We start from the raw sequence: 23,841 nt of genomic DNA, 5'->3' as shown, positions 1-23,841 counted from the left end.
TAAGAGTTCATCTTCAAAATGAAGCTCATAAAAACATATTCTTCGTGCGTGTTATTGGTAATCGATGAAAAAGCGGATCAGCCCGTAATAACGGCCCGCTTGAATCGGCTGTCCGGTTAATTCCAAACGTAAGAAATAGCGAAGGAAAAGGCTGTATCCTGATTTATCTTGATACAACACATTGTCAGATAATGAATAAACCTTATTAGGCTGTAATCGTATTTTTGAGTTGTCTAATACCGATACGCCTAGCCCTTCGGAAGCACCTTGTAACGTAAAAGCATCAATATATTGCGCACGTTGGCCGACAAAGCGTATTTTCCATGTTTTTAGGTCAATGGTTGAATAAGCACTACCACAATCTTGTAGCTCAATAATAAAAGGCTGATCATGCATTTCTCTTTGCAAGCTATTTGACAAAAAAGCGAGAGCCAAAGAAGAAAAATCAATAGTTTGATAGCGATTTTTCAACGTTATTGAACACGGCGCATCGATAACACTGCCTTTAAGTAATGTTCTTGCATTGACGTTGTAGGGCTTAATAATTTTGGGGTCTGCATATGAGTGAATACTAAAAATAAGCATTATCGACAAGACTATTATATTCATAACCCTTTGATAACTAACCATGCCCCCCCCTCTAGCGAATCAATATTTAACCACCAGTCAATTCTGGCGGTTAAACCATTTAGTTATTGATAGGTAATACGAAAGTTTGTTACTGCGCTGAACTTACCTTCCGATACACTTTTCGTTGTATCAACAGCTTTTGCTAACGCTTTGAAAGATAATACGTTATCTCCTTTTTTATTGATGATACGTGAAAGCACATCTTTAGCTTTTCCAAACTCAAATCCATCAATACCAATTCCTACATTGTTGGTATTACCCGCAGAGGTAGAAAGTAAAGTATTTGCTGCATCCGCATAGCTTTGCCCTGTAAACACTAATTCCATTGATTTAACAGCAATAGGTTTTCCAGCTGTATCAATATCAAAGTCAGTGAAATCACACCCAGTAAATTCAATATTAAATTTCACCTCAGCCACGCGACCATTTTCCAATGCTCGACGAGATAATTGTCCAAAATCAATAACTTGCTTTAGTGAGGATTGCGCTATATTACAAGGAGTACTAACAACGACACCTTCGAAATCAACTGTACCTGTGTTGTCGGCAGCAGAATTTGTTGAAAAAATACCAGCTATTAATGCAGTAAAAATAAATAACCGAGATGATTTTGATAAATAGGGTGCAATATTTAATTTGGTAAATTGCATATATTTTTCCTTTCAATTAAAAAATTAAACTACAATAAATACGCCATTAAATATTCAATAGCGTAAATCTAATTTCGATATTTAATTCAATTAAAGAGGACATAAAACTAAGCATCGCCATGTGAGTGATTTTTTACTCCAACCACATACCCAATTGAAAATTATCTTTTTTTTGATTCCCCATAATAGTAGAAAAGTGATCTTTCGATGAGATTAAAAAATTCATTTTGTATTCTTATATCTGCAATTTCATTCGAATGATTCACTAGGACTTTGAAAAAAAATTCTAACCAATTTCTTTCTAATACGCCCAAAAGAGTATTTAATACTTCAACATTAATACCGGTTTCCCCTCTCTCATAACGAGAAACCTGTTGTTGACTTATTTTTAGTATTTTAGCTAGTTGGTACCCTGTTAATGATTTATCAATTCGGGCTTGTCTTAAAAATAACCCAACATCCCGACGTAATAACGCATTTGTTTTTATCATATTAATTCCAATGAATAAAACTCCCATTTGAAATTTTAAATGACTCGTTACGAACTTAAGAATCAGTTTGTTTTTACATCTAATAAAAATAGAGAATAATTTAATTTAAATATAGATTTATTAATTAATTCTGTAAATACGTTTGTATCGATCGAACTTATATAATTTGATAGCTATTTCCTATTAAATTATATAACCCATGTAATATAACTTAGATGAATACACAATAAATACTAAAAATCAAAAGGTTAAAAAAAATAAATCAAGATAATAGCAAGGCGGATTAATTAAATATAAAAATATTAACATGCAGAAAATAACGAAATTAAAAGAATAAATTAAAGCTTCTAATTAAAATAAATCAATCCACTGGATTTACACAAAAATAGAGTTAAGCAATAAAGTCAATACTAAAACTCATAAATAAAATAAAGATAATCATCAATTACTATTTAATTTAATATTATTATATTAAGTTATATCCTCAAACGTTAATATAAGAAAAATTAAAAATAAAATATCCACTTACTGCATTCTTTATGCATTAATAGCATTTATTATTTAAATACCTAACACCTTGTTCAAATATCCGTTAAAGTAATGTTAAAAAGGACTCCAAAATGATAGCAAAGTTTTATAGTTACCAACCACAGCAGGGTCACGGGCTACCCCATGACCCTATCCCATCACTCATTGGTCCTAGACCTATTGGTTGGATATCAACCTGTGATAGTAAAGGTAGAACCAATCTAGCTCCTTATAGTTTTTTCAATATTTTCAATTATTCACCACCGATATTGGCCTTCTCGAGTGTTGGTAAAAAAGATTCAGTAACTAATGCCATCGAAACAGGGGAGTTTGTTTATAACCTTGCCACGCTTTCACTCGGTGAACACGTAAATATGAGTAGTGCCACACTCGCACATGGTGAAAGCGAATTTGCATTAACGGGGCTATCCCCCCTCCCTTCAACACTCGTTTCACCGCCCCGTATCGCTCAAACACCCGTTTCAATGGAATGTGTTGTCACGCAATATCAGCAACTTAAACGGGCGGATGGGCAACTATTGGATACTTGGATGGTGATGGGAGAAGTCGTCATGGTGCATATTGATGAATCAGCCTTGAATAATGGCTTATATGATTGTGCTAGCCAGAAACCGCTATTGCGTGCAGGGGGGCCAGCTGATTACTATTGGATTGAACAGCAGCAAAACCTCAAAATGTATCGACCTAAGTGACCATAAATCTGAGTAATAAGTCTCCTCCATAAGTTTATTACTCAGATATGTTACCTTTATGGATAAAATTTACAGATTAACCGCTCACTACTTGTTGGATAAGAAAAATGTGCCGTAATTAAATCAAACTGCGTTTCAGATGTTTGAAATGGGTTTTCCCCTGCTAAATTACGAGCAACAAGCCTTGCCTTACACTCATCATTACTTACCTGCAATACATGAAATACATAAGATACATCAGATGATTGCGCCAAAGACATTAACCATTGACGCTGTATTGGTGTGTTGGCAGGAAAATCCATCACGATATTATTCCCAGCCTGTATTAATTGCCTAATATGGTCTTCCAATACCTGTTTTACTAAAGCACTTTTTTCGACATAGTGAGCCAATTCATTAATTTCATTAGGATAAAGGGCGGCAAGCCATTCATCTTCACAGAGCAAAATAGTACGAGGGAGGTTAGCCAGTTGTTTCGCTAATGTCGATTTCCCAGAAGCGATTTTCCCACAAAGAAAATGCAAACGAGGTTGTTTTTTTAATAATGGAGATGCTTCTGTTAAATTCATAAATAGTTCCTTACTGAAGAATTAACCAGATAAGGACAAAAAACCCGCCTTATCTGGCGGGTTTAGGATGTAGCTTATCCCCCACCACTATGTGATGGTAATAATAATGCTTAAGCTTGCTACAACCTGTGACATATAAATTTCCTAAATTGAATTGTAACCAACCTATCAGAACTCAATACAAGCCGTCAAATTCAGTTGAATTACAATAACAAAAGACCTGAATAAATTCAGGTCTTTTGTTTTCGCTAATTAATGTTTACCATTTTTATGGTGATTCAGTGTCTCTTCTTTTAAATCAAGTTCATCACGTAAACGGTGATACACCCTTTCATTGATATTTTTACTTTTACGCATTTGATATAACGCGTCGCGTTTCGCTTTTAACGCCGACTTAGACATTTCGCGTTCCATATTAATCATCTTATGTAAATCATAGACATCTGACTCAGTTTCATCCGAATTATCGAGTCGTCTGCCATAAATTTCTAATAGTTGCGCCCCAACTTCAGTACGCATAGCAATTTCATCCATATCATCCGATGGGTGGTTCATTAATTCACGTAAATGTGCCATCGCGGCTTCATTTAAAGCTAAACGCGCTCGAATTTCGTCATTATCATAAGGTAAGTCTTGTACTAACCCTTTCGTTAAAATAGGCAGTGCGATACTGGCAATCAATAGTGAGCATAAAATCACCCCCATCGCTAAGAAAATAGCCACGTCACGATTCGGGAATAATGAACCATCTGGCATCAATAAAGGTAACGTTAAAATACCCGCTAACGTGATCGCTCCGCGCACACCTGCTGTCGCCATTACTGCCATCATACGAATATGCATAACATCCGCTTCTTTACCGCGACGGCGTTTATGGAAGACGGTTAAAGTCATCGAGATCCACACCCAGCTAAACCGTAAAACTGCCAATGCCACAGTAATAATTGCCACATAAACAAACAGCATCCAAGGATGGCTCGCACCCGCGGCCTCTGCTACAGCAGGCATATTTGTCCACATACCCGGTAACTGTTCGCCTAACAAAATGAAAATCATCCCGTTCAACGCAGTTTGTACCGTATCCCACACCGCTTTACTTTGCATACGTGTAGCAGCTTGCATGCGACCTGCAATTTTTTCATAGTGCATGGCAATACCGGCAACTACTGCCGCTAAAATACCGGAAACATGCAAATGTTCAGCTAATAAATAAGCCGTAAATGGCATCAGTAAGCTGATCATAATTTGAATTGCAGGTTCTTCCCCAGTACGCTTAACGAGCAGTTGGTTTAACCAGCCAATTGCCCAAGCCACCAGCAAACCAATTAAAATTCCGCCAAATGCCACTAATACAAATTGCCCAGCCGCTGAAGCAAGGGAAAATGTACCTGTTAACGCAGCGACCACTGCAAAGCTAAAGCACACCAGACCCGTTGCATCATTCAACAATGACTCCCCTTCCAAAATATGCGCCATTCGAGATGGCAATGGGGAATTGACAGTCATGGCAGACACGGAAACGGGATCCGTTGGCGATAAAATGGCCGCTAACGCAAAGGCAACAGCTAAAGAAATTGCTGGGATTAACCAATGTATAAAGAAGCCCATACCAATCACTGTTACAACCACTAAACCTATGGCTAGCGACATGATCGGTTTAATTTCTTGAAATAAGGCTTCTTTAGGAATACGCCATCCATCAAGGAATAATAAAGGAGGAATAAATAAAAATAGAAATAGATGAGGTTCAAATTCAACTGTAAAACCGTATAAAGACAAGCCAGCCCCTAGTGCTATCTGGATCAGGGGTAATGGAATAATATCTTTGAGCAGTCGTGAAACAAAAACGCTCACAACAACGGCTAATAAAAAAACGAGTACAAGTGTCACTACTGACATTGATTGCTCCATGTTTAGCTAATCATTAATTATCAGTTATGAAGTAAATAGATAAAATGAATCAATGTAAAGTGGCAATTAATCAATCGATACAAAAATAATAAAATTAAGAAATAGCCTATCTATCATCAGGTTGCAAAAATTACCACTGACTTAAATGCCCCATAAGAAACTTATTTATCTATTTGATAAATAAATATTTAAACGCAATATCAATAATAAGTTATGTATTGCCATCAAAAATAGAACTAAACCATCATTAATCGACTATTTTGTTGTTTCTTTAGATAAATTTAGGCTACCTGATTTTTTTCTTTTTAGCTTTTTTTCATTATTTTTATCGGAAGTGCTTTTATCTGCAGTATTGGTGTTTTCTATACTATGCCGCTCAATTAATTCTTGTAGCACTTGCTTAAGAATCTTACTTTTACGTAGCCCCAAGGGAGCTAAAACAACTTCTTCGTGTTGCTGAGCTGCAATAAGTAAACCATCAACTAGTGACATTCCACTTGATGTCACACTGACAAGTGTTATGCGCTTATCACTACCATTATGGTTACTGTGGCGAACCACGTGCCCTTGCTGTTCTAGCCGTTGTAGTACGCGAGTAATTGTCGGTTGTTTACTGACTGTTTTTTGTGAGAGCTCTGTAATCCCCATCGAGCCATTACCTGCTAGTGTGGATAACACTCTCCACTCTAATATTGACAAACCTTTTTCTTCAACAATGGCATGAAACTCAGATGAAACCAACATCCAAGCCTGCCCCAATAGGGCAGGCAAATAATTATCAACAAAAACCTTTGAGTTTGCCATTCGCTCCCCTTGATAACATCTTGAATTATTGCATTTGATTACAACCCCTCAAGAGTAGCAGAAGTCGGCGATAATTCAGCTAAAACTTTCCACTTAGCAATGAACCAAACCCATCAACACGAGTTTCTAAACCCAACTTTTTTAACATCATATAGGTCGTCGCCACCGAAGAAGACAGTACAGGTAAACCAACTCGGTCTTCAATTAATTGTATTGAGGGTAGCGAAGGCATTTGCACACATGCAGAAGCCACAATTGCATCTACTTGGGTATTGAGTTTTTTCGTAATTTCCACTGGTGCTAATGGGTTTTGCCGGCCCACATCTAAATTATCTGGAATTTCCAATGAAATACTATCTACCACTTCAATGCCTTCACTTTCGATATAATCAATCACTAACTGCGTCAACGGCTTCATATAAGGCGTTAAAATAGACACTTTTTTAGCGCCCATTACATGTAAGCCGTCAACTAATGCCCCAGCGCTAGTCACTATAGGTGCTGGATGGCCGTTATCTACCGTACGTTGAAACAAACGTTTTTCTGAAATGCGATGATAACCTTTCCCCATGCTCATAATCGCAACTAAACAGGCATATCCCAGGACATCAACCGCAGCATCTGACAATTCAATAGCGCAGCGGTCACTATCGGAGTCCATTTTTGCCAGCTCCTCTTTGGTAACTTTTTGCATACGCATACGGCTTGAATGAAAGGTAAAGCGCTCCGCAAACAGAGCTTCTCTTGCCCGTAATATAGCCGGAATTTCTGTTTCCATTGTGGTATTTGATGACGGGACAATCTGCCCAATACGATATGTACGTGCTAAACTCATATCTCTCTCTCCCCAAATGACTCACCTGATTCTGGAAATACATTTAAAGCTTCATCTTCTTGCCCATTACCGTGAAAACGTGCTGCCGTTAATGGCCGGCGGTTCACCTGTAAATCAAAGATATCAAAACGGTTATAATGCCCTGTAATATCATGCATTTGTCGTGGTTGAATACAGCGATTTAAATCAATTTCACCGTAAACAATCCCTTCTTTGTCAACCAATGGTTCGCCTACAACTCGTCCATCAGGCCCGATAATTCCTGAGAAAGCGCTATTTGGCCGAGCCAGTATCTCACGTGCTTCTGGGTGAGTTGCAGACATTGCATCCATAATCTCTTCTGACACTGTCGAACAGGAAACAATCGTAAAAACTTTGCCTTCGAAACAGTGGGCAGATGCGCGTAAACGAATCGCTTCGGCCATGTCATAGTCTTTTGGTGCAACGGGTAAGGCGATATAGCTCGCAATATGGACTAACTCGCCTTGCGCCAATAGAGCAAAACGCGCCAATGTATTGGTGTTTTCCCCACAGGCCAATGCCCCAAGAGGCCCAATACTGGTTTGATGAACTTTTAGTGAAGAGGCATCTCCATTTGCCCACGTCAGTTTTTCTGCCCATGTTGGGACTAATTTACGATGGCGTCCCAGAATTCTTCCTTCATCAGAAATCGTCACTAATGTATTATATAACGTAGCGATTCCATTAGGGTTCCGCTCATTCACACCAATTACAACATTGATGTGGTGGCGTGCGGCAGCTTGAGCAATTTTTTGTATTTCAGGCCCTGGGACTTCAATGGCAGATTTGCACAGTTTTTCAAACCATGGACTGCCATCTATCGGGTTCATCACCCAACTCCAATAAGGGTAACCAGAAATAAAAACCTCTGGAAATGCAACCAATTTCGCTCCGTTATCCGCCGCCTCTTCAATTAAACGACAAACTTTATCTACCGTAGCATTGGTATCGAGAAACACCGGAGCGGCTTGTACCGCAGCGGCTTTAAACGTCTGCAAATTAAGCATACTTCCCCCTTAAACGGCGACAACTGGATGGCGCAATTCACCAATATTCTCAACATATGCTTCAATCACATCCCCCGGCCAGACCCATTCTTGAGGTGTTCTTCCCGCCCCTACCCCTTCAGGAGTGCCTGTTGCAATAATGTCACCTGGTTCTAATGTGATCCCTTGGCTAATATCTTCAATCAATGTATTCACATTAAATAGCATGTGGCGTGTATTTGAGGATTGTTTGGTTACACCATTCACCTTCAAGCTTAAATCTAAAGTATGAGGATCTGGAACCTCATCAGCAGTGACAATGCATGGCCCAAATGGTGCATAGGTATCTTGCCCTTTAGAATAAATCCATTGCCCAGCACGGCGGCAATCACGCGCACTCATATCAATCATCAAGCTGTAGCCAAACACATAATTAAGAGCATCTTTTGCCGCGACACTTTTCGCACGAGTGCCAATAATCACCGCCAACTCCACTTCCCAGTCTAATTGTTGGGTAATTTTGGCGTTATGTTCAATGGCATCTCCCGGCCCAATCACTGTGGTTGGGGGCTTAGAAAAGATAACGGGTTGTTTTGGAAGATCTTTTGAGGTGTCTAATGTACGGCTGGATTCCGCCACGTGTTCAACATAGTTTAAGCCAATACCAAAAATATTTTTACGTGGGCGAGGTATCGGCGCCAAAATTTTCACATTTTGTACAGGCCACGCAGTCCCTGCTGGGAATTGCCCTTGATATGTATTCAGAAGTTCTGTACCAACACGCACACCTTGTGGGCCTAAATCGATAAAGTCCAACATATTATCAGGCAAGTACAGCTCTTGCTCTTGTGCCAGAAGGGCTAAATCCACTACTTGTTGATTAACAACTGCTCCTAAACGGGCTGCCGCGGTCACATCAGAACGATAAGTTATTAAGCGCATTTTCTTTCTCCTTGAATGAGGTGATTGCCTCACTCACTTCTTCACGTAAATTGGAATAATAAAATTATTTATATTAATCAATAAGAAATATAATACTCACCTAGGTAACGACTTTCTGGTGACCGTCATTTTCTACTAGAGCCTCTTCATAATAGAGCCCCAAAGAGTGCATTACGGGTAAATCATTAAAGCAAAACAAACAAGCATCTTCGGTTTGTGAGGTATTCACATGTTCATGGAACATCCACGATGGCACACAGAAAATATCACGCTCTTGCCAATCAAAGCGTTGCCCATTGATCACGGAGTACCCTTGCCCTTTCGCTACTTGATAAATAAAACTTCCCGTATGGCGATGAGCTTTACCAACAAAGCCCGGACGCAGTAATTGCATACTCGCTCCAATGGTTGGCATCACAGGTCCTCCTGTGAGCGGGTTAGTGTAGTGCATCAAAACATCATCAAATACTGAGCCATCCGCTGCCTTCGCTGCACGGCACAACGCCTCGTAGGTTGGCCCCCATTGGTATTTAAATAATGGTGAATAAGGTTTATCCCAGCCGATATCGTGAGGACGTAATGCGGTTCCTCCCCACATACCAACGGGGTAATCGATAGGTCGTGTTTGTGCTTGATGCAAGTCAGGATGCACTTTGTAAAACCCAGCTTCCATGGCATTGACTAACGGGATATCTAATCCATCTTGCCAGATACAAGGTAAACCATCTTCCGCAACGCCGTGTTCATGCCATGTCCCATTCGGCGTCAGTACAAAGTCGTTGGCTTCTAGCATCATTTTTTGCCCTTCGACAATGGTATATGCCCCACGCCCTTCCATAATAAAACGCAATGCTGAGGATGAGTGGGCATGAGCCGAAGCGGCTTCTCCCGGATGCATGACTTGTAAACCTGAGTATAGCCAACCTACTGCAGCAGCCACTTCTTGGCGGCCGGGATTATTCAGATAGATCACGCGACGCCCCGCTTTTTCTGGGGTCACCAGTTCAACTGAGCGCAACACATGTTCGCGTAAATCACGGTAGCGCCACAACACAGGAACTGAGCTTGATTTGGGTTGCCACGGTTCAATCTTGTTTGCGACCGTCCATAATGCACCTGTCTTCAACGCATCTAGTTCTTGGTAATACGCCACTAGCTCAGGGGTATCTGCCACATCGGCACGCCCTGCCACATTTTCTCGGTATTGGTCATGGGAGTGTGTACTCATGCTATTTTCCTCTTTGTTTGCCAAAGCCTTTAACGCGACTTCAAGGATTGAACGAGTTGCTGACGCCCATATTCATACGGTGCCGGCCAACGAGTTTCCCACCCATAACGCGCACATTCATGTAAGACCCATGCAGGGTCAGAAAGTAATGGCCGAGATAAAGCACATAAATCCGCCCGCCCAGCGGCAATAATGCTGTTGACTTGGTCAGCATCAGTAATAGCACCTACGGCAATAACCGGTATTCCAGCTTCATTACGAATACGGTCTGCCATTGGTGTTTGGTACATCCGACCATAGACCGGTTGCTGTTGCGGTGACACTTCACCTGAAGAGCAGTCAATCATATCTGCGCCCGCTTGCTTCATTGCACGGCCAATTTCCACCGCGTCATCAACCGTAGTCCCGCCATCCACCCAATCCGTCGATGAAATACGTACACTCAAAGGTTTTGACCACACCTGACGCACAGCACTAATGACAGCTAACGGAAAACGTAAGCGATTTTCTAACGTTCCACCGTAGTTATCTGTACGCTGATTAGTTAATGGAGAAATAAAGCTCGACAGCAAATAACCGTGCCCGGCTTGCAGTTCAAGCCAGTCAAAACCAGCCGTTTCTGCTCGTTTTGCTGCAGCAACAAATTGGTCAATCACCGTAGTCATTTGTGCCTCGGATAGCTCTACCGGAGTTTGTGAGATATTCGGTAAATAAGGCAACGCTGAAGCAGAAACTAACGGCCAGTTATCTGCATCCATTGGGTGATTTTCTTTCTCCCACCCTCGCTGAGTTGAACCACGACGCCCTGCATGGCCTAATTGAATGCCAATTTTGGCATCCGTTTTTTGATGAATAAAATCAGTCACACGTTGCCAAGCAGTAACTTGCTCGTCATTCCAAATACCGACACAGCCTTTTGTCACACGGGCATCGGGGGCTATAGCCGTCATTTCAGTCATCACTAGACCCACACCACCTAATGCGCGGCTTCCCAGATGTACCAAATGAAAATCATCGGGTATACCCTGATTAGCGCAATACAACAATGTTGGTGACGCGACCACGCGGTTATTAAGAGTGATACCTCGTACATGATAAGGTGTCAGCATAGGGGGCACTTTTGCCTTTGAAGTCACACCTGTTTGTTCCGCAAACCACTGCTCATAGTTTTCCAACCATACAGCATCACGCACGCGCAAATTTTCATGAGATATACGCTGTGAACGCGTTAAGAGAGAGTAGGCAAATTGCTCTGGTGCTAAATTTTCATAACGACAGACATTTTCAAACCATTCTGTCGAATTGCGTGCCGCATTCTGAATTTTCAGAACTTCGACACTGCGAACCTTCTGGTAATGCTCAAGCCCTTTACGTAAATCACCCCCTGAAGTTTTCAAGCTTTCACACAGCTCGATAGCATCTTCTAGTGCTAATTTAGTTCCAGAGCCAATAGAGAAATGGGCGGTATGAGCGGCATCTCCCATCAATACTACGGGAACGTCTTTACCTTGTGTGGGCTGCGTCCAATGCACCCAATTTCCACAAATGACCCGAGGGAAGCGGATCCAAATTGCGGCACCACGTAAATGCGCTGCGTTAGCAATCAGTTTTTCACCATCAAGCCACGGCGCAAATAGTTTTTCACAATAAGCGATGCCATCCTCTTGAGACATTTGGTCAATACCGGCTTTAAGCCAGGTTTCTTCCGTCGTCTCCACAATAAAGGTCGATAACCCTTCTTGAAATTGATAGGCATGAACTTGAAACCATCCGTGCTCATTTTTAGCGAATAAGAAGGTAAAGGCGTCAAAAATCTTCTTTGTACCTAGCCAAACAAAACGGCAACGACGTGGGTCAATATCTGGTTTAAATACGTTTTCATAACGCGTACGCACCGTACTATTAATGCCATCAGAAGCGATAAGCAAATCAGCTTGGTACTCACGAGCAATCGCTTGGTCATCCGTTACTTGGGTTTCGAATACCAGCTCCACCCCCAATTCCACACAACGGTCTTGTAATATATTGAGTAATTTTTTACGCCCAATGCCGATAAACCCATGACCACCGCTGCGGTTACATACACCTTTAAAGTGCACATCGATATCATCCCAGTGACTAAATTCTGCAGAAATCGTTTTGGCAGAAACTGGGTCCGCTTGGCGCAAATTACTGAGCGTGGCATCAGAAAATACCACTCCCCAGCCAAAAGTGTCATAAGGACGATTACGTTCCACCACCACTACACGGTTCTTTGGGTTCTGTAGTTTCATCAGCAACCCGAAATAAAGCCCTGCGGGACCACCGCCAATACACACAATATTCATGGAACTTCTCCTTTACTTACACTGGTTGCTGAGCGGTTAATGCCTGATACAAGGCGTCTGGAATGGGGATGGCTTGATGCGTTTCTAATGACGTCGTGACATAAGTTTGCGTCACTTGCATGCGCAGTACTCCATCAACACCGACACAGCGTTGATGTAACGTCAGAGACTTGCGACCAATACGCTGTACATGTAGCTCTAACATCACGTTATCCCCCATTTTGCTAATGGCCTTGAACTCCGCTTCTAGGTGTACTGTCGGCAAGCCAAAGCGTTGTTCCATGATGTAACCCGCAAAGCCTTGAGGGACTAATTCATCAACCCAACGTTCAAGTAAATTGTTAAACATCACGAAATACTGGGGGTAAAACACAATCCCTGCGGGGTCACACTCCGAAAAATGAATTTTATGTGGCTTAGTAAATGTCAGTAAACTCATGATGTTATCCTTAATTCATAGCTAAACGTTGACGGCATTTTTCCAATTCTTTCCCATGTTCATCAGCCAATGCGGCTTCACGCAGTTCACGTAAATTAATGGGGGTGAGTTTGTTACCTTGCTGCGCAACGATGTCCATTAAGATTTTAAAATTACGCAACCCTCTCGCATGAGTGTCGCTATACCCCTTAACCACGCGTTGGCATTCGGTAATTTCGGTTGCAAGTGCAGGGTTAGCTTTCGCTGCTTTAATTACAGCAGCTAACCACTTTTCAATGCGCTGCGTTTCTAGTTGATAACGTAACGTCGAACGTCGGCCTTTTCGCCATGCGGCTAATAGATACAACTGTAAAAAACCTAATAAAGAACTGGTAGTGATCGTGCGCCCCTTTTCGGTCATTTTGCGAAGCGCTTTGTGTAACCAATGTGGACGCATTAACCAACGACCTAAATTTTTGGGAAGCGTTTCGCAAATTTCTTCAATTCTTGGATGCATAAATTCATTGATCTCCAATAATTGATTATCTTTTGCCTGTACTTCATTGCGAACGCGAGAAAAGCGGCTATCACGAATTTTAAGGTCAGCCACTCGGATGGTGTCTTCATAGGACATCCAAAGGGCTAAGTGGCGTGCAAGCGCACGTTGCAAACGCTCATCTTGCCCGCCATCTTGCGCAAAGAGGTTATTGAGGCGATCCAAATATAAAGTGGCATAGGCAGGGTCTTGGTAGTCTATAAGTCGGCGAGTCCCTTCAGTCACGAGATACTGCACATGAGGAGAGAATTCATGTTGGATACGAGCTAATAGTTGCGATACCTGCTTATTTTTTGGTGAATATACGGTGTTCTTTGTGGACTCCGGCTGATATGCATCTTCGGGTTTAGTCGCTTTTTCTGCCCCTAATGTAAAAGCTCGCAAACTTGGTTTTACGCCAACGCCCCCACGTACAATCGTTTCTTCAAATTGTGCGCGGCTAAATGGTAAAACACCGGAACCAAACAGCGCACCAAATAAAACAGCACTAATCACACTGCCACTTTCTTGTGCTGCTTGTGCCATATCAAAGTGAATAAACTGACGCGCAGATGCCGCAGTGTGGCGAATTAATGCTTGGCTATCGACTCGCCCATCACCCATGGCTGATTTTTCCGCGATAGAGTAAACACGGTGTGTTGAACTGATCAATGTTGTGCGCTCTGGGGTAACAAAGCCGCGCTGTACTGCTCTGCCTGCTTCCATTAATTCAGAGGCCAAAACAACATCAACATCACCGGGCATCGGCATAAGCGCTAATACAGGAGAAGGCGTTTGTGGGTTATCAGCACCTGGGAATAATTCCACATAATAAATTGTTGCCCCCGTGCGCTGTGCCACGCCAGGCACTGAAGTCGTTTGAGCAAAATAACCGTTTTCTTCACTTAGGTTGACAACCCAGTCGGCAAGTACTCCACCGCCTTCGCCGCCCATGGCTAAAATGGCAATTTTAATCGGCTGTAATGCGACTTTTGTTGATGGTAATGCAGTTGATAAAGAATTCATGCATCCCCCTTAGAAACTAAATTGTTCACGACGACGTGCGTCACGACGCTGTAAATAGCCAATAAACCAACCGCGTACACGATGGCGCAATTTGTCCCAGCCATTAGGGTTAGTAATAATTTGAGCTTTAAAAAAAGAAGGGCACAAGACAGCAGCGTGAGAGACTTCACCACATAGCCCACAACCGACACAGCTATCCATCACTGTTGCAACCGGGTCTGTTCTTAATGGGTCTTGGCTTGGTTTAATTGATAAAGACGGGCAACCAGATAAACGAATACAAGAGTGATCCCCCGTACAGGTATCAGGGTCGACACCAAAACGCTCACGTACCACTCGTTTGCCTGCGGCAACATCACTACGCACTTTTTTCTTTTCGCGGCGTTGTTTGTTCAACATACATTCGCTTTGCGCAATCAGAACCTTGGGCCCTTGCTCATCGGTTGTTAAAGCTTCACGTAACGTATTTGTCATGGTTTTTAAGTCATAGGTGTGTTTAATGGTTTTCACCCAATTAACACCCACCCCTTTCACCGCTTTTTCAATTTCATGACCAGTACTACGGGTTGGATTCAACGCTGTCGAAGAGAGAATATCTTGCCCTCCTGTCGCAGAGGTATAGCTGTTATCAACCACAATAGTTAAGTTATCGCTACGGTTAAAAACACTATTGGCAATACCACTGGTTAAACCGTTATGCCAGAACCCCCCATCTCCCATCACTGAAATCGCGCGTTTCCCAGCCTTTGCATTCAAAGCCGCAGCCCCTGCGCCTCCTAGCCCATAGCCCATGGTGGTATTCCCCAAATTAAAGGGCGGTAGAATAGAAAATAAATGACAGCCGATATCCGCACTTACATGATGTTCGCCTAATTCACGCTCCACCAACTTCATCGCAGTAAAAATAGGCCTTTCGGGGCAACCTGTGCAAAACCCTGGTGGGCGCGCATGGACAGATTCATCTAATGTTGGCTCTGCTGCATTCACGTATTCAGGTAAAGATTCTTCAGATTTTTGAGTGGCAATATTAATCGTTGGAATACGAATCTGTTTTGCAGCCGCTTTGACTTGTGGAGCTATCTTTCCATAGCATTCAAAAAACGAACGTAAACCCGCAAGCACTGTTGCAGTATTATATTCCCCCGCCATTGGCAGCATATCCTTACCATGCAGGGCAATATCAATCTTGCGTTGACGCAAAATATTCGCCACATTTTGCTCAACAAAATTTGGCTGGCCTTCTTCCAAAACTAGAATGGCTTTTTTATGACGACAAAAGCGTTCAAATTCATCGTCAATCAATGGATAAGCCACATTCATCACATATAAAGGAATTTGGCTATTACCAAAAACATCCGCTAGCCCTAGCTGATTTAATGCGCGGATCAACGTGTTGTAACAACCGCCTTGTAGCGCAATTCCAACATCATCCGAGTCTTCTGAAAAAAATTCATTTAACTCATGTTGTTGAATAAATTTAATTGCAGCGGGCCAGCGAGCTTCTATTTTTTCTTTTTCATGTAAGAAACTAGCAGGGGGTAATACTATGCGACTGACGTCTCGAGTTGGGTTCTCAAGCGCATCTTTGACGGTAAATTTAGGGCGCTGATTATCTGCGCAAACAAATTGCCCGTGAACGTGACAAGAACGAATACGCATTTGTAACATAACGGGTGTATTACTGGCTTCAGAGAGCTCAAAACCATCTTTCACGGCTTGAACGATAGACGGTAAATTGGGCCGAGGGTCAAGCAACCACATCTGCGATTTCATCGCAAAAGCATGGCTACGCTCTTGCATAATAGAAGAGCCCTCACCATAGTCTTCACCAACAATAATTAAAGCACCACCTAACACACCACCCGAAGCTAAGTTAGCTAAGGCATCAGATGCGACATTCGTCCCCACTGTTGCTTTAAAAGTCACAGCTCCACGTAGTGGATAATTAACTGAGGCTGCTAAGGTTGCCGCTGCAGTTGCTTCACTTGCGCTATTTTCAAAGCGAATACCATATTCAGATAAAATATCTTGTGCGTCAGCAAGGACATCCATCAAATGGGAGATAGGAGCACCTTGATATCCCGCAACATAAGATACACCCGACTCTAATAGCGCTTTTGTAACAGCAAGGATCCCTTCACCACTGAAGGTTTCACCTTGCCCTTGCCGTAATTTTTGAACTTCTTGTACAAACGATCGCTCAGCCATTTTAACCTCACCAATCAACATCAGAACGTTTTTATCTTTTTTGTGTTTATTATTTGTATATCTTTTGTTAATAACAGGTCAATCCATGATTAATCATGTAAATTAGATTTATGCAGAGAGTGGATAAGGCTTGCAGATAAGGGACAAATAGTGAGTTAAAACAACTAGAAAATTAGTTTTTCCGCCAAATAGCGTAGAAAAAAAAGATCAATAAAATAAATAAAAAATACTGAATAGCATGTTTAAATAGAAAATAGGCCTCACAAAAGCAAACAAATCAGAAAAAAACATCGCCATAAAATAATTAATTAGAGCATTACATTAATTAAATAAGAAAAAGATAGGTAAACATAAAATTTAATATGAAAAATCATATATATTTTACTGTTATTGAAATAAAAATAACTTTATTTTTTATATTGTTATCGCTATCACAACAACCGCATAGTTTCTATTTTTTTGCAGTTTTAGGATAGTTTCTGCATGTTTTTATCTAGGTAAGAAAATTTGTTTATGTTATGTTCAACTCATGACTAGTTAAAAAATAGTCAATAAAATGTTAACAAAAAGGAAGGCTTCATTTGACTTAAATGGAAAGCATTCCTCCCTAATATAATAAGTCATTGCAAAATATTATAATAAATTGAATTTACTGAGAAAAACACATAACAAGCAATATTAGTCGGGCCCTATTTTGGTTATTCTATAAAGCAGGGCTGGCAAATCATTTTGGAGGAACCTCCGATGTTGAGCAACTCGTGGTCCCATTCATCTGCATCTCAGATTGAAAATCAGCTCTGTTCTTCAGAGCGTTTATTATTTACCTCAGCTGACCCTGAAGAGATTAAATCGATGGTTGGTCGAGTCATGAAGCCACATCAATTTAACTTACTTAATCCACATCAACGCCTTGATGCTCGTATGCACTATATTCCTATGGGGGATATTTCTCTAAGCCGCTTACGCTATGGTGCCGATGTCTCCATTATTCCAGGGCAACTACAGGACTTTTTTTTGGTTCAAATGCCTCTATCAGGTACAGCAGTCATCGAAAGTGGTGGAAAATGTATTGAATCAACTCCTCAGATGGCCTCACTTCTTAGCCCTGAAGAATCAACAATAATGCGTTGGAATAGCGATAACGATCAATTTATGTTACGTATTTCCCGTTCTTTACTCGAAAGATCCTTAGTAGGCCAACTAGGGCATACTTTAGATAAACCGTTAGTTTTTGAGTTGGGTTTTGCTTGGCAATCTTGCATTGCATGGCGCACTTTAATGAATTACCTGATTGAATGCGCAACTCGCGCGCCCGATCTCTTACAACATAAATTGATCACGACTCAAGTTGAACAATTGGTTTCTGTCACTTTACTTTCTACCCAAGGCCATAATTATATCGAAGACTCAGGCATGCGAAGGTCAACAATTCGTCCTCGTCACGTACGCAGAGTGCAAGAATATTTAGAAGCACACGCCCATGAACCTATCACTGTTGAGCAGCTAGCTCATATTGCAGGCGTCAGCTTACGCAGTTTATATGCTGGTTTTAAAGAGTTCTTAGATATCAGCCCAATGCAGTATCTACGTGATTTACGGATGGAACGTGTTCGAGCAGAGCTCCTTTCAGGGGAAGCAACTAGCGTCACTGGGGTAGCTTTACGTTGGGGATTTGCCCATATGGGTCGCTTTAGTGCAGATTACAAACAACGCTATGGTGAAACTCCAAGTCAGAGTATGAAAAAAGCCTAAATTCCCAATCATCACTTTCTTAGAAATACCCCCCATATTGTTATGTAATGCCAATATGGGGTTTTGATATACAAACGTGTTTAAAAAGGTATCGATGCCTTCAAATAAATTTGGGAACCTTCTGGACGGTTTCTAACTTCAAAATCCTTTTCCCATTTAGCAGTAAATAGCCACCCTTGCGGGTTAGCATAGCGAATTGAAGGCCCAATAGAATAGGCTCGAGCTTTTCCTTGAGCTGAATTTGGTCCGCTATCATCTGTCGTTTGCCAAAATGCATAGCCCCCAATACCTGCCACCCAACCATTGCCGAACCCCCAACCTAGTGCATAATCAGCGTGAAATGCTTGCCCTGAACGTGTTTTCGTATCGTTATTGCGGAAGTTAAAGTCATACATCATCTTCAAATCCGCATTTACACCAACAGGTGGAATATAACTGATTGCCCAAACTGGTTGCAGCGCCCAATAATTCTTACCTAAACTTGATGGGTCTGTTTTGCTGTATTTACCTGTTGGAGCATACGCATCTAGCCCAACCACATAATGCAAATCGGCTGATGGATGAAACCCTAATGCGGGGCCAAATGTAATATCACCGAGGCCGCGGCTGGTATCTTTTTGCCCCGCCGCTTTTGCAGTCACATCCAATAATGGCACAATTGTATGAAAAGCCAGATCACCACCAAAGACTTTTTGGTCAGTTACCCAAATAAGTCGAGGAGCGAGTACATTCACATTGACGCTAAACCCCGGAACAGGGATCTTATCGCCTTTGTTATCGCGAATACTGTCATAATGCGCATTTCCACCATACACCAGTACATGTACCCCTTGTGGTGGCAATGCACCTGACATAAAGTTTTCTAGCCCATCGGGGTATACCCCTAAACCGCCACCTTCGGTGGCAATCGCACCAAACGAAAATATGCTGAGACACGAACCTGCTACAAGCTTACCGATTGTTGTTTTTTTCATCATGTTTCCTGCCATAGTGGGTTGCTTACTGTGTGTGCTTTACCTGTTAAGTCACAAATCCTTTGCTGATTTATTATGTCCTGCGTTTGACTGCTAATTTTTGTGCAACAAGGTAACCTGAACCACCACCTAAACCCGGACCGGGGTGGGTTGAGGCGCCAATATGAAAAAGGTTTTTGACTGCGGTTTGATGCGTTTTCGTCTGGCCAGTCGCAGCAAAAGGCCGCAACCAGAAGAACTGATCAGGTGAACAAGTTCCTGAATAAGGGTCACCACCAACAAGGTTACAATTATAATTTTCTAGGTCGGCGGGAGAAATTGCCTTGCGTCCCACTATCAAATTAGAAAAGCCTGGCATTACCAGCTCTAAACGCTGTTGAATTCGATCTGCAACAGCCTCTCGCACTTGCTCATCCCAACCCCCGTCATCCGGTACTGAAATTTCACCAGCAGAATCCCCCTTTAACACTCGAGGCAACTCTTGCATTTGGATCCATAAGATCCACCCTCCTTCTGGGGCTCGACTGGGATCGAGCGCGGTAGGTTGGCCAATACCAAATGTCGGTTTATCTGGTAAATAACCATTATTTGCCTGTGTCACCGATAAACACACTTGCTCCATGCTTTCAGTGAAATGAACCAGTGGTACATTTAACAGTTCAGGATTACACCAAGGGGGAGGGGCGCTTAAAGCAAAATGAATTTGCATACCCGCACGCCCATAACGGTAACCTCTCGCTTTTTCCCTCACTTGCAGTGAAATATTTTCGAGTAATGACCCATACAGCTGCGTTGGGGTAACGTTACAAACTACGCTTTCAGACGCAGCAATGATTTGCCCATTCGCCATCACTCCTGTTGCTCGTTGGTTTCTCCCCTCACCTGTAGTGATGATTTTTTCAACATTCATACCCGTTTTTAGCTGGCCACCATGCGCTTCAATAACCTTCGCAAAAGCCTCCACGATACGAGCACTGCCGCCTTTCACCACTGGCATACCGCCAGCCACCACCGCCGCAAAGGTTAATTTCCCAATTAATGCAGAACTGGCTTCATCCGGCCCAAGTCCGGTATGTAATACCCATGGCGCCATCAAAGCTCGGCTAAAGTCGTGCTGTAATTCACGTTCTGACCAACGGCGAAAGCTTTCTATTCCTGCTTTTGCAAAATCAAGCAAGCCATCGACTCCACGTTTTCGCCATTCTGAAAATAATAATTTCAGCATATTGGCGCTATATGGGTTTTGCCCTAATAGGCCAAATGTAAGCGCTGCATCTTGCGTAAATAGCTGTTCCGCCATCTTACGAAATGCAAGGCCATCCCCCGGAGCCAACTGGTCGAGTTGCTTAGCCGCTTCAGAAATATCCCGTTTTAACGCAATCGATTGACCATCCGGTTGCACTAACCCCGTTGAATAATCACATTGAGCAAATTCTAATCCATACTGCTTTAAATAGGGTTCGAGCTCTTGGTACCCAGGGCTACCAACAAATAAGGAGTACCAGCAAGAAAGTAAATCATGGGTATAGCCCTCAAACAAATTCTCAGTGCGGATACAGCCCCCTAAGCGGTCATTTCGCTCAAGAACGAGGACTGATTTTCCACGTACTGCCAACAAGGCTGCACACATCAAGGAATTCATTCCACTGCCCACGACTATCACTTGAGGAGTTGAGCTTGCTGTCATACCTCACCCCACAAGTGCGAGTACACGTAATGGGCTGCCAGAACCACCTTCAATTTTAAGTGGCGCAGCAACAATCACGACACCTGTCGCAGGCAGCTTGTCGAGGTTCGTTAAACATTGCAGGCCATATTTATTGTGACCATGCATTAAAGTATGGCAAGGGTAAGGTACTGGCCAACTGTATGATTGCCCTGCATCTGTATTGATGGTTTCAACACCAAACCCTTTGACATCACGCTGATGAATAAGCCATTCCACCGCTTCTTGCGATGGTCCGGGCGTGTGTGCACCATCTTCACGCATACTTACATAGGCAACCGGGTCATTCGCCTTTTTCGACCAATCCGTTCTGAAAAGTACCCAAGCTGCTTTAGGAATTGTGCCGTGCTTTTCTTCCCATTTTTGCAAAAACTCTACAGTTAACACCCAATCAGGGTTTTGAGCCACTTCCGCACTGGCATCTACCACAACGGCTGGCGCTACAAAGTGTTCCACTGGAATAGTATCAACGGTGTTATTGATTTGGTCTTTGCCACTGATCCAGTGAATTGGCGCATCAAAATGCGTGCCGGTATGTTCTCCACAACTAAAATTATTCCAATACCATGCAGGGCCGTTATCGTCGTAGCGAGAAATTTGTTCCATGCTAAATGACCATACTTGCCCAAATTGTTCTGGCAATTGCAGCGCAGGAAATGATGGTGACAAGATTTGTGTCAGATCAATAACTTGAATATTTCCTTGCTGCAACTGTGCTGCAAATGCCATTAATGTTTGCTGGTTCATAGTCTCTCCTGCGCTCAAGGCGCTTCATGTAGGGCAGTAAAGCTACCGCCATGGAACACTAACGGTTTACCCGCTTCACTACCGATACGGCGAACATGCCCCACCATTAATAAGTGGTCGCCAATCGTGTCTTGCTTATGGTTTTCGCACACCAATGTGGCAATAGCACCATGCAATGCAGGAACGCCTTCTGGTGTTAGGTGGGTAGCCACATCTGCAAATTTATTTTCGATACGTGGGTTCGCAAAACGCATCGCTAGTTCTTGGTGTCCGTGGCCTAATATATTGATAGTAAAATGAGTACAATCACGAAATACCGCTAGGTTTGGTGAATGATTCACTAAGCTCCATAGCACTAATGGTGGGTCAAGTGATAACGACGCAAATGAGTTGATAGTTAACCCAACATCACGGCCATCTGCAGTTCGGGTGGTAACAATCGCCACGCCTGTTGGGTAACATCCCAACAGATTACGCAATATCTTTGATTCAAATTCGGTATCGCCCCATTCCCTATCACACATGAGTGTATCCTCTGCAATCATAGACATACTGATATCTCCCATTAAGCTCGAGCTTCTTCCATCATTTGCGATTGAATATACGCCTCACAAGCAGCCTCATCTTTCCACCAAGGGAATAATACGGGCGGGTAATTAAAGGCATTCGCGATGGTGTGTGCGAGGGATGGCAGCTGCTGGGCTGCACCCAATAGGTGTAAAATATGCGGCTCAGGTGGGGCGAGTAAGGAATTGGTCCATTCCACAACATGACGACCATACTTCCAGAACTGCTCAAATGTGTCATTCATCCACTTTGCAGTGTAAGGTTTGTCACCATGGGCTAAAATAGCGTCATAATAGACTTTACAAGCCTTGGTAGCGTTATTCGAACCTTGACCCGTTAGTGGGTCATTGGTGACTAACGCATCTCCTAAACCAAACACAATGTTACCTGATGGTAAAGTTAACACCGGTTTTCTCACTGTTGGTGCAAATCTTCCGGCTAAGATGCCATTATCATCAGTTAACTCAACATTATGACAACGTTCTGCTTCCCAAGGTAAATAGGTATTGAGTATTTTTTTACTGTATGCCAAGTGTTCCTGTGGAGTACGAGCTTCATTCCACTGATCCATAGGCCCACCGGGGATCCCTTCAAACACCATAATGTGGCAATCACCACTATTCGTCAGTGATGGGAACACAAAATACTCACCAACACCGGGTATTAAGTTGAAAGAAACTTGTGAATACTCTGGCGTTGGTAACATGCCATGCACATAAGTCAGTGCCAAGGCCCGTTGTGGTTTGTCATAAGGTGAGCGGGAGGCATCGCGCTCAAGCAGTTTAACAATTTCCCCTTTTCCACCCGCTAATACGACTAAATCGTGTGTTTGCGCTAAGCGTTCCAGTTCTGCAATACCAACATCTTCAATTCGTAAATTACCGCCACGAGCTGCAAATAACTCCATCCAGTAAGGCATTTTGATACGTTGGTCGACAGCTTGGGCATAATTATCGAGACGTGAACGCCAAGAAATTACTTTTTCCCCCGCTTTTTCGGGATGAGGAACCGTAAAGCCAATTCCTTCAACCGGCGGACACTGTTCTTCCCAAAAATTAATACCTAAATCGCGTTCAAATTGCAGTGAAATATCGAACATGCACTGGCTCGACATCACTCGGCCATTTTTAACGTCATCTGGAGTGCGGTTTGTTGCAACAGTGACTTCATAACCTTTATTGAGTAGACCCAAAGCTAATGGCATACCCGCTTGACCACCACCGACGATAGCAATACGGCGCATAGTATTTTCC

Annotated in this window: 21 protein-coding genes; 2 read left to right on the top strand and 19 right to left on the bottom strand. The window is 42.5% G+C overall.

Annotation, left to right across the window (positions count from 1 at the left end):
- Positions 1–51: 51 nt before the first annotated feature.
- The 3 genes from PZ638_RS02360 to PZ638_RS02350 form a co-directional block, all read right to left on the bottom strand.
- On the bottom strand, positions 52–630 hold the full coding sequence (locus tag PZ638_RS02360) for a fimbrial protein (RefSeq protein ID WP_096864581.1): 579 nt from the start codon (positions 628–630) through the stop codon (positions 52–54).
- A 62-nt stretch (positions 631–692) separates the two neighbouring features.
- Positions 693–1,280, bottom strand: coding sequence for a fimbrial protein (locus tag PZ638_RS02355; protein ID WP_004261070.1), 588 nt, complete (start codon positions 1,278–1,280; stop codon positions 693–695).
- 161 nt (positions 1,281–1,441) lie between these two features.
- Positions 1,442–1,771 (bottom strand): helix-turn-helix domain-containing protein, encoded by a 330-nt coding sequence (locus PZ638_RS02350; RefSeq protein WP_036958338.1) that lies wholly within the window; start codon positions 1,769–1,771, stop codon positions 1,442–1,444.
- 620 nt (positions 1,772–2,391) lie between these two features.
- Between PZ638_RS02350 and PZ638_RS02345 the strand changes: the two genes are divergently transcribed.
- The gene (locus PZ638_RS02345; RefSeq protein ID WP_112307398.1) at positions 2,392–3,012 is read left to right on the top strand and encodes a flavin reductase family protein; all 621 of its coding nucleotides are present in this window, start codon (positions 2,392–2,394) and stop codon (positions 3,010–3,012) included.
- 56 nt (positions 3,013–3,068) lie between these two features.
- Here PZ638_RS02345 and PZ638_RS02340 read toward each other — a convergent pair whose 3' ends face one another.
- From PZ638_RS02340 to PZ638_RS02290, 11 genes are all read right to left on the bottom strand, one after another.
- Positions 3,069–3,581 carry a P-loop nucleotide/nucleoside kinase family protein gene (locus PZ638_RS02340; RefSeq protein ID WP_004261079.1) on the bottom strand — a complete coding sequence of 171 codons (513 nt, stop codon included), beginning with the start codon at positions 3,579–3,581 and terminating at the stop codon, positions 3,069–3,071.
- Positions 3,582–3,833: 252 nt separating this feature from the next.
- Positions 3,834–5,480, bottom strand: coding sequence for a Na+/H+ antiporter (locus PZ638_RS02335; protein ID WP_036958339.1), 1,647 nt, complete (start codon positions 5,478–5,480; stop codon positions 3,834–3,836).
- A gap of 267 nt (positions 5,481–5,747) precedes the next feature.
- Positions 5,748–6,296, bottom strand: a complete 549-nt coding sequence (locus tag PZ638_RS02330) for a MarR family winged helix-turn-helix transcriptional regulator (protein ID WP_004261083.1) — start codon at positions 6,294–6,296, stop codon at positions 5,748–5,750.
- Positions 6,297–6,375: 79 nt separating this feature from the next.
- Entirely contained in the window at positions 6,376–7,131 is a 756-nt protein-coding gene (locus tag PZ638_RS02325) for a maleate cis-trans isomerase family protein (RefSeq protein WP_094961439.1), read from the bottom strand.
- Positions 7,128–8,159 carry a carbon-nitrogen hydrolase family protein gene (locus tag PZ638_RS02320; RefSeq protein WP_094961440.1) on the bottom strand — a complete coding sequence of 344 codons (1,032 nt, stop codon included), beginning with the start codon at positions 8,157–8,159 and terminating at the stop codon, positions 7,128–7,130. Before PZ638_RS02320 ends, PZ638_RS02325 begins: the two co-directional genes overlap by 4 nt.
- A gap of 9 nt (positions 8,160–8,168) precedes the next feature.
- A complete protein-coding gene (locus PZ638_RS02315; protein WP_094961441.1) occupies positions 8,169–9,080 on the bottom strand; it encodes a fumarylacetoacetate hydrolase family protein in 912 nt (303 codons plus the stop codon).
- A gap of 100 nt (positions 9,081–9,180) precedes the next feature.
- The gene (locus PZ638_RS02310; protein WP_004261095.1) at positions 9,181–10,308 is read right to left on the bottom strand and encodes a cupin domain-containing protein; all 1,128 of its coding nucleotides are present in this window, start codon (positions 10,306–10,308) and stop codon (positions 9,181–9,183) included.
- A gap of 29 nt (positions 10,309–10,337) precedes the next feature.
- Complete coding sequence (locus PZ638_RS02305) at positions 10,338–12,635, bottom strand: bifunctional salicylyl-CoA 5-hydroxylase/oxidoreductase (RefSeq protein ID WP_206277769.1); 2,298 nt, start codon at positions 12,633–12,635, stop codon at positions 10,338–10,340.
- Between the two features lie 16 nt (positions 12,636–12,651).
- Positions 12,652–13,074: an acyl-CoA thioesterase gene (locus tag PZ638_RS02300; protein WP_102139150.1), complete on the bottom strand. Its 423-nt coding sequence runs from the start codon at positions 13,072–13,074 to the stop codon at positions 12,652–12,654.
- 10 nt (positions 13,075–13,084) lie between these two features.
- Positions 13,085–14,614: an indolepyruvate oxidoreductase subunit beta family protein gene (locus PZ638_RS02295; protein WP_050763769.1), complete on the bottom strand. Its 1,530-nt coding sequence runs from the start codon at positions 14,612–14,614 to the stop codon at positions 13,085–13,087.
- Between the two features lie 9 nt (positions 14,615–14,623).
- A complete protein-coding gene (locus PZ638_RS02290) occupies positions 14,624–16,822 on the bottom strand; it encodes a thiamine pyrophosphate-dependent enzyme (RefSeq protein WP_094961459.1) in 2,199 nt (732 codons plus the stop codon).
- Positions 16,823–17,566: 744 nt separating this feature from the next.
- Between PZ638_RS02290 and PZ638_RS02285 the strand changes: the two genes are divergently transcribed.
- Positions 17,567–18,574, top strand: a complete 1,008-nt coding sequence (locus PZ638_RS02285; RefSeq protein WP_036958341.1) for an AraC family transcriptional regulator — start codon at positions 17,567–17,569, stop codon at positions 18,572–18,574.
- 80 nt (positions 18,575–18,654) lie between these two features.
- Here PZ638_RS02285 and PZ638_RS02280 read toward each other — a convergent pair whose 3' ends face one another.
- The 5 genes from PZ638_RS02280 to PZ638_RS02260 form a co-directional block, all read right to left on the bottom strand.
- Entirely contained in the window at positions 18,655–19,551 is an 897-nt protein-coding gene (locus PZ638_RS02280) for a SphA family protein (protein ID WP_036958342.1), read from the bottom strand.
- 70 nt (positions 19,552–19,621) lie between these two features.
- A complete protein-coding gene (locus PZ638_RS02275) occupies positions 19,622–21,235 on the bottom strand; it encodes a phytoene desaturase family protein (RefSeq protein WP_004261114.1) in 1,614 nt (537 codons plus the stop codon).
- A 3-nt stretch (positions 21,236–21,238) separates the two neighbouring features.
- Positions 21,239–22,021: a cyclase family protein gene (locus tag PZ638_RS02270; protein ID WP_094961445.1), complete on the bottom strand. Its 783-nt coding sequence runs from the start codon at positions 22,019–22,021 to the stop codon at positions 21,239–21,241.
- Positions 22,022–22,035: 14 nt separating this feature from the next.
- Entirely contained in the window at positions 22,036–22,572 is a 537-nt protein-coding gene (locus PZ638_RS02265) for a flavin reductase family protein (RefSeq protein WP_226617123.1), read from the bottom strand.
- A 14-nt stretch (positions 22,573–22,586) separates the two neighbouring features.
- Entirely contained in the window at positions 22,587–23,831 is a 1,245-nt protein-coding gene (locus tag PZ638_RS02260) for a styrene monooxygenase/indole monooxygenase family protein (protein ID WP_094961446.1), read from the bottom strand.
- Positions 23,832–23,841: the final 10 nt, after the last annotated feature.

This window comes from Providencia hangzhouensis (assembly GCF_029193595.2).
Classification (GTDB): Bacteria; Pseudomonadota; Gammaproteobacteria; order Enterobacterales; family Enterobacteriaceae; genus Providencia; species Providencia hangzhouensis.
The sequence above is the reverse complement of the archived record's forward strand: the minus strand, read 5'-3'. Positions and strand labels throughout refer to the sequence as shown.

Excerpts from the sequence above, each read along its gene's own strand:
- PZ638_RS02360 (WP_096864581.1), bottom strand. The coding sequence starts at position 630 with ATGGTTAGTTATCAAAGGGTTATGAATATAATAGTCTTGTCGATAATG.
- PZ638_RS02355 (WP_004261070.1), bottom strand. The coding sequence starts at position 1,280 with ATGCAATTTACCAAATTAAATATTGCACCCTATTTATCAAAATCATCT.
- PZ638_RS02350 (WP_036958338.1), bottom strand. The coding sequence starts at position 1,771 with ATGATAAAAACAAATGCGTTATTACGTCGGGATGTTGGGTTATTTTTA.
- PZ638_RS02345 (WP_112307398.1), top strand. The coding sequence starts at position 2,392 with ATGATAGCAAAGTTTTATAGTTACCAACCACAGCAGGGTCACGGGCTA.
- PZ638_RS02340 (WP_004261079.1), bottom strand. The coding sequence starts at position 3,581 with ATGAATTTAACAGAAGCATCTCCATTATTAAAAAAACAACCTCGTTTG.
- PZ638_RS02335 (WP_036958339.1), bottom strand. The coding sequence starts at position 5,480 with ATGTCAGTAGTGACACTTGTACTCGTTTTTTTATTAGCCGTTGTTGTG.
- PZ638_RS02330 (WP_004261083.1), bottom strand. The coding sequence starts at position 6,296 with ATGGCAAACTCAAAGGTTTTTGTTGATAATTATTTGCCTGCCCTATTG.
- PZ638_RS02325 (WP_094961439.1), bottom strand. The coding sequence starts at position 7,131 with ATGAGTTTAGCACGTACATATCGTATTGGGCAGATTGTCCCGTCATCA.
- PZ638_RS02320 (WP_094961440.1), bottom strand. The coding sequence starts at position 8,159 with ATGCTTAATTTGCAGACGTTTAAAGCCGCTGCGGTACAAGCCGCTCCG.
- PZ638_RS02315 (WP_094961441.1), bottom strand. The coding sequence starts at position 9,080 with ATGCGCTTAATAACTTATCGTTCTGATGTGACCGCGGCAGCCCGTTTA.
- PZ638_RS02310 (WP_004261095.1), bottom strand. The coding sequence starts at position 10,308 with ATGAGTACACACTCCCATGACCAATACCGAGAAAATGTGGCAGGGCGT.
- PZ638_RS02305 (WP_206277769.1), bottom strand. The coding sequence starts at position 12,635 with ATGAATATTGTGTGTATTGGCGGTGGTCCCGCAGGGCTTTATTTCGGG.
- PZ638_RS02300 (WP_102139150.1), bottom strand. The coding sequence starts at position 13,074 with ATGAGTTTACTGACATTTACTAAGCCACATAAAATTCATTTTTCGGAG.
- PZ638_RS02295 (WP_050763769.1), bottom strand. The coding sequence starts at position 14,614 with ATGAATTCTTTATCAACTGCATTACCATCAACAAAAGTCGCATTACAG.
- PZ638_RS02290 (WP_094961459.1), bottom strand. The coding sequence starts at position 16,822 with ATGGCTGAGCGATCGTTTGTACAAGAAGTTCAAAAATTACGGCAAGGG.
- PZ638_RS02285 (WP_036958341.1), top strand. The coding sequence starts at position 17,567 with ATGTTGAGCAACTCGTGGTCCCATTCATCTGCATCTCAGATTGAAAAT.
- PZ638_RS02280 (WP_036958342.1), bottom strand. The coding sequence starts at position 19,551 with ATGATGAAAAAAACAACAATCGGTAAGCTTGTAGCAGGTTCGTGTCTC.
- PZ638_RS02275 (WP_004261114.1), bottom strand. The coding sequence starts at position 21,235 with ATGACAGCAAGCTCAACTCCTCAAGTGATAGTCGTGGGCAGTGGAATG.
- PZ638_RS02270 (WP_094961445.1), bottom strand. The coding sequence starts at position 22,021 with ATGAACCAGCAAACATTAATGGCATTTGCAGCACAGTTGCAGCAAGGA.
- PZ638_RS02265 (WP_226617123.1), bottom strand. The coding sequence starts at position 22,572 with ATGTCTATGATTGCAGAGGATACACTCATGTGTGATAGGGAATGGGGC.
- PZ638_RS02260 (WP_094961446.1), bottom strand. The coding sequence starts at position 23,831 with ATGCGCCGTATTGCTATCGTCGGTGGTGGTCAAGCGGGTATGCCATTA.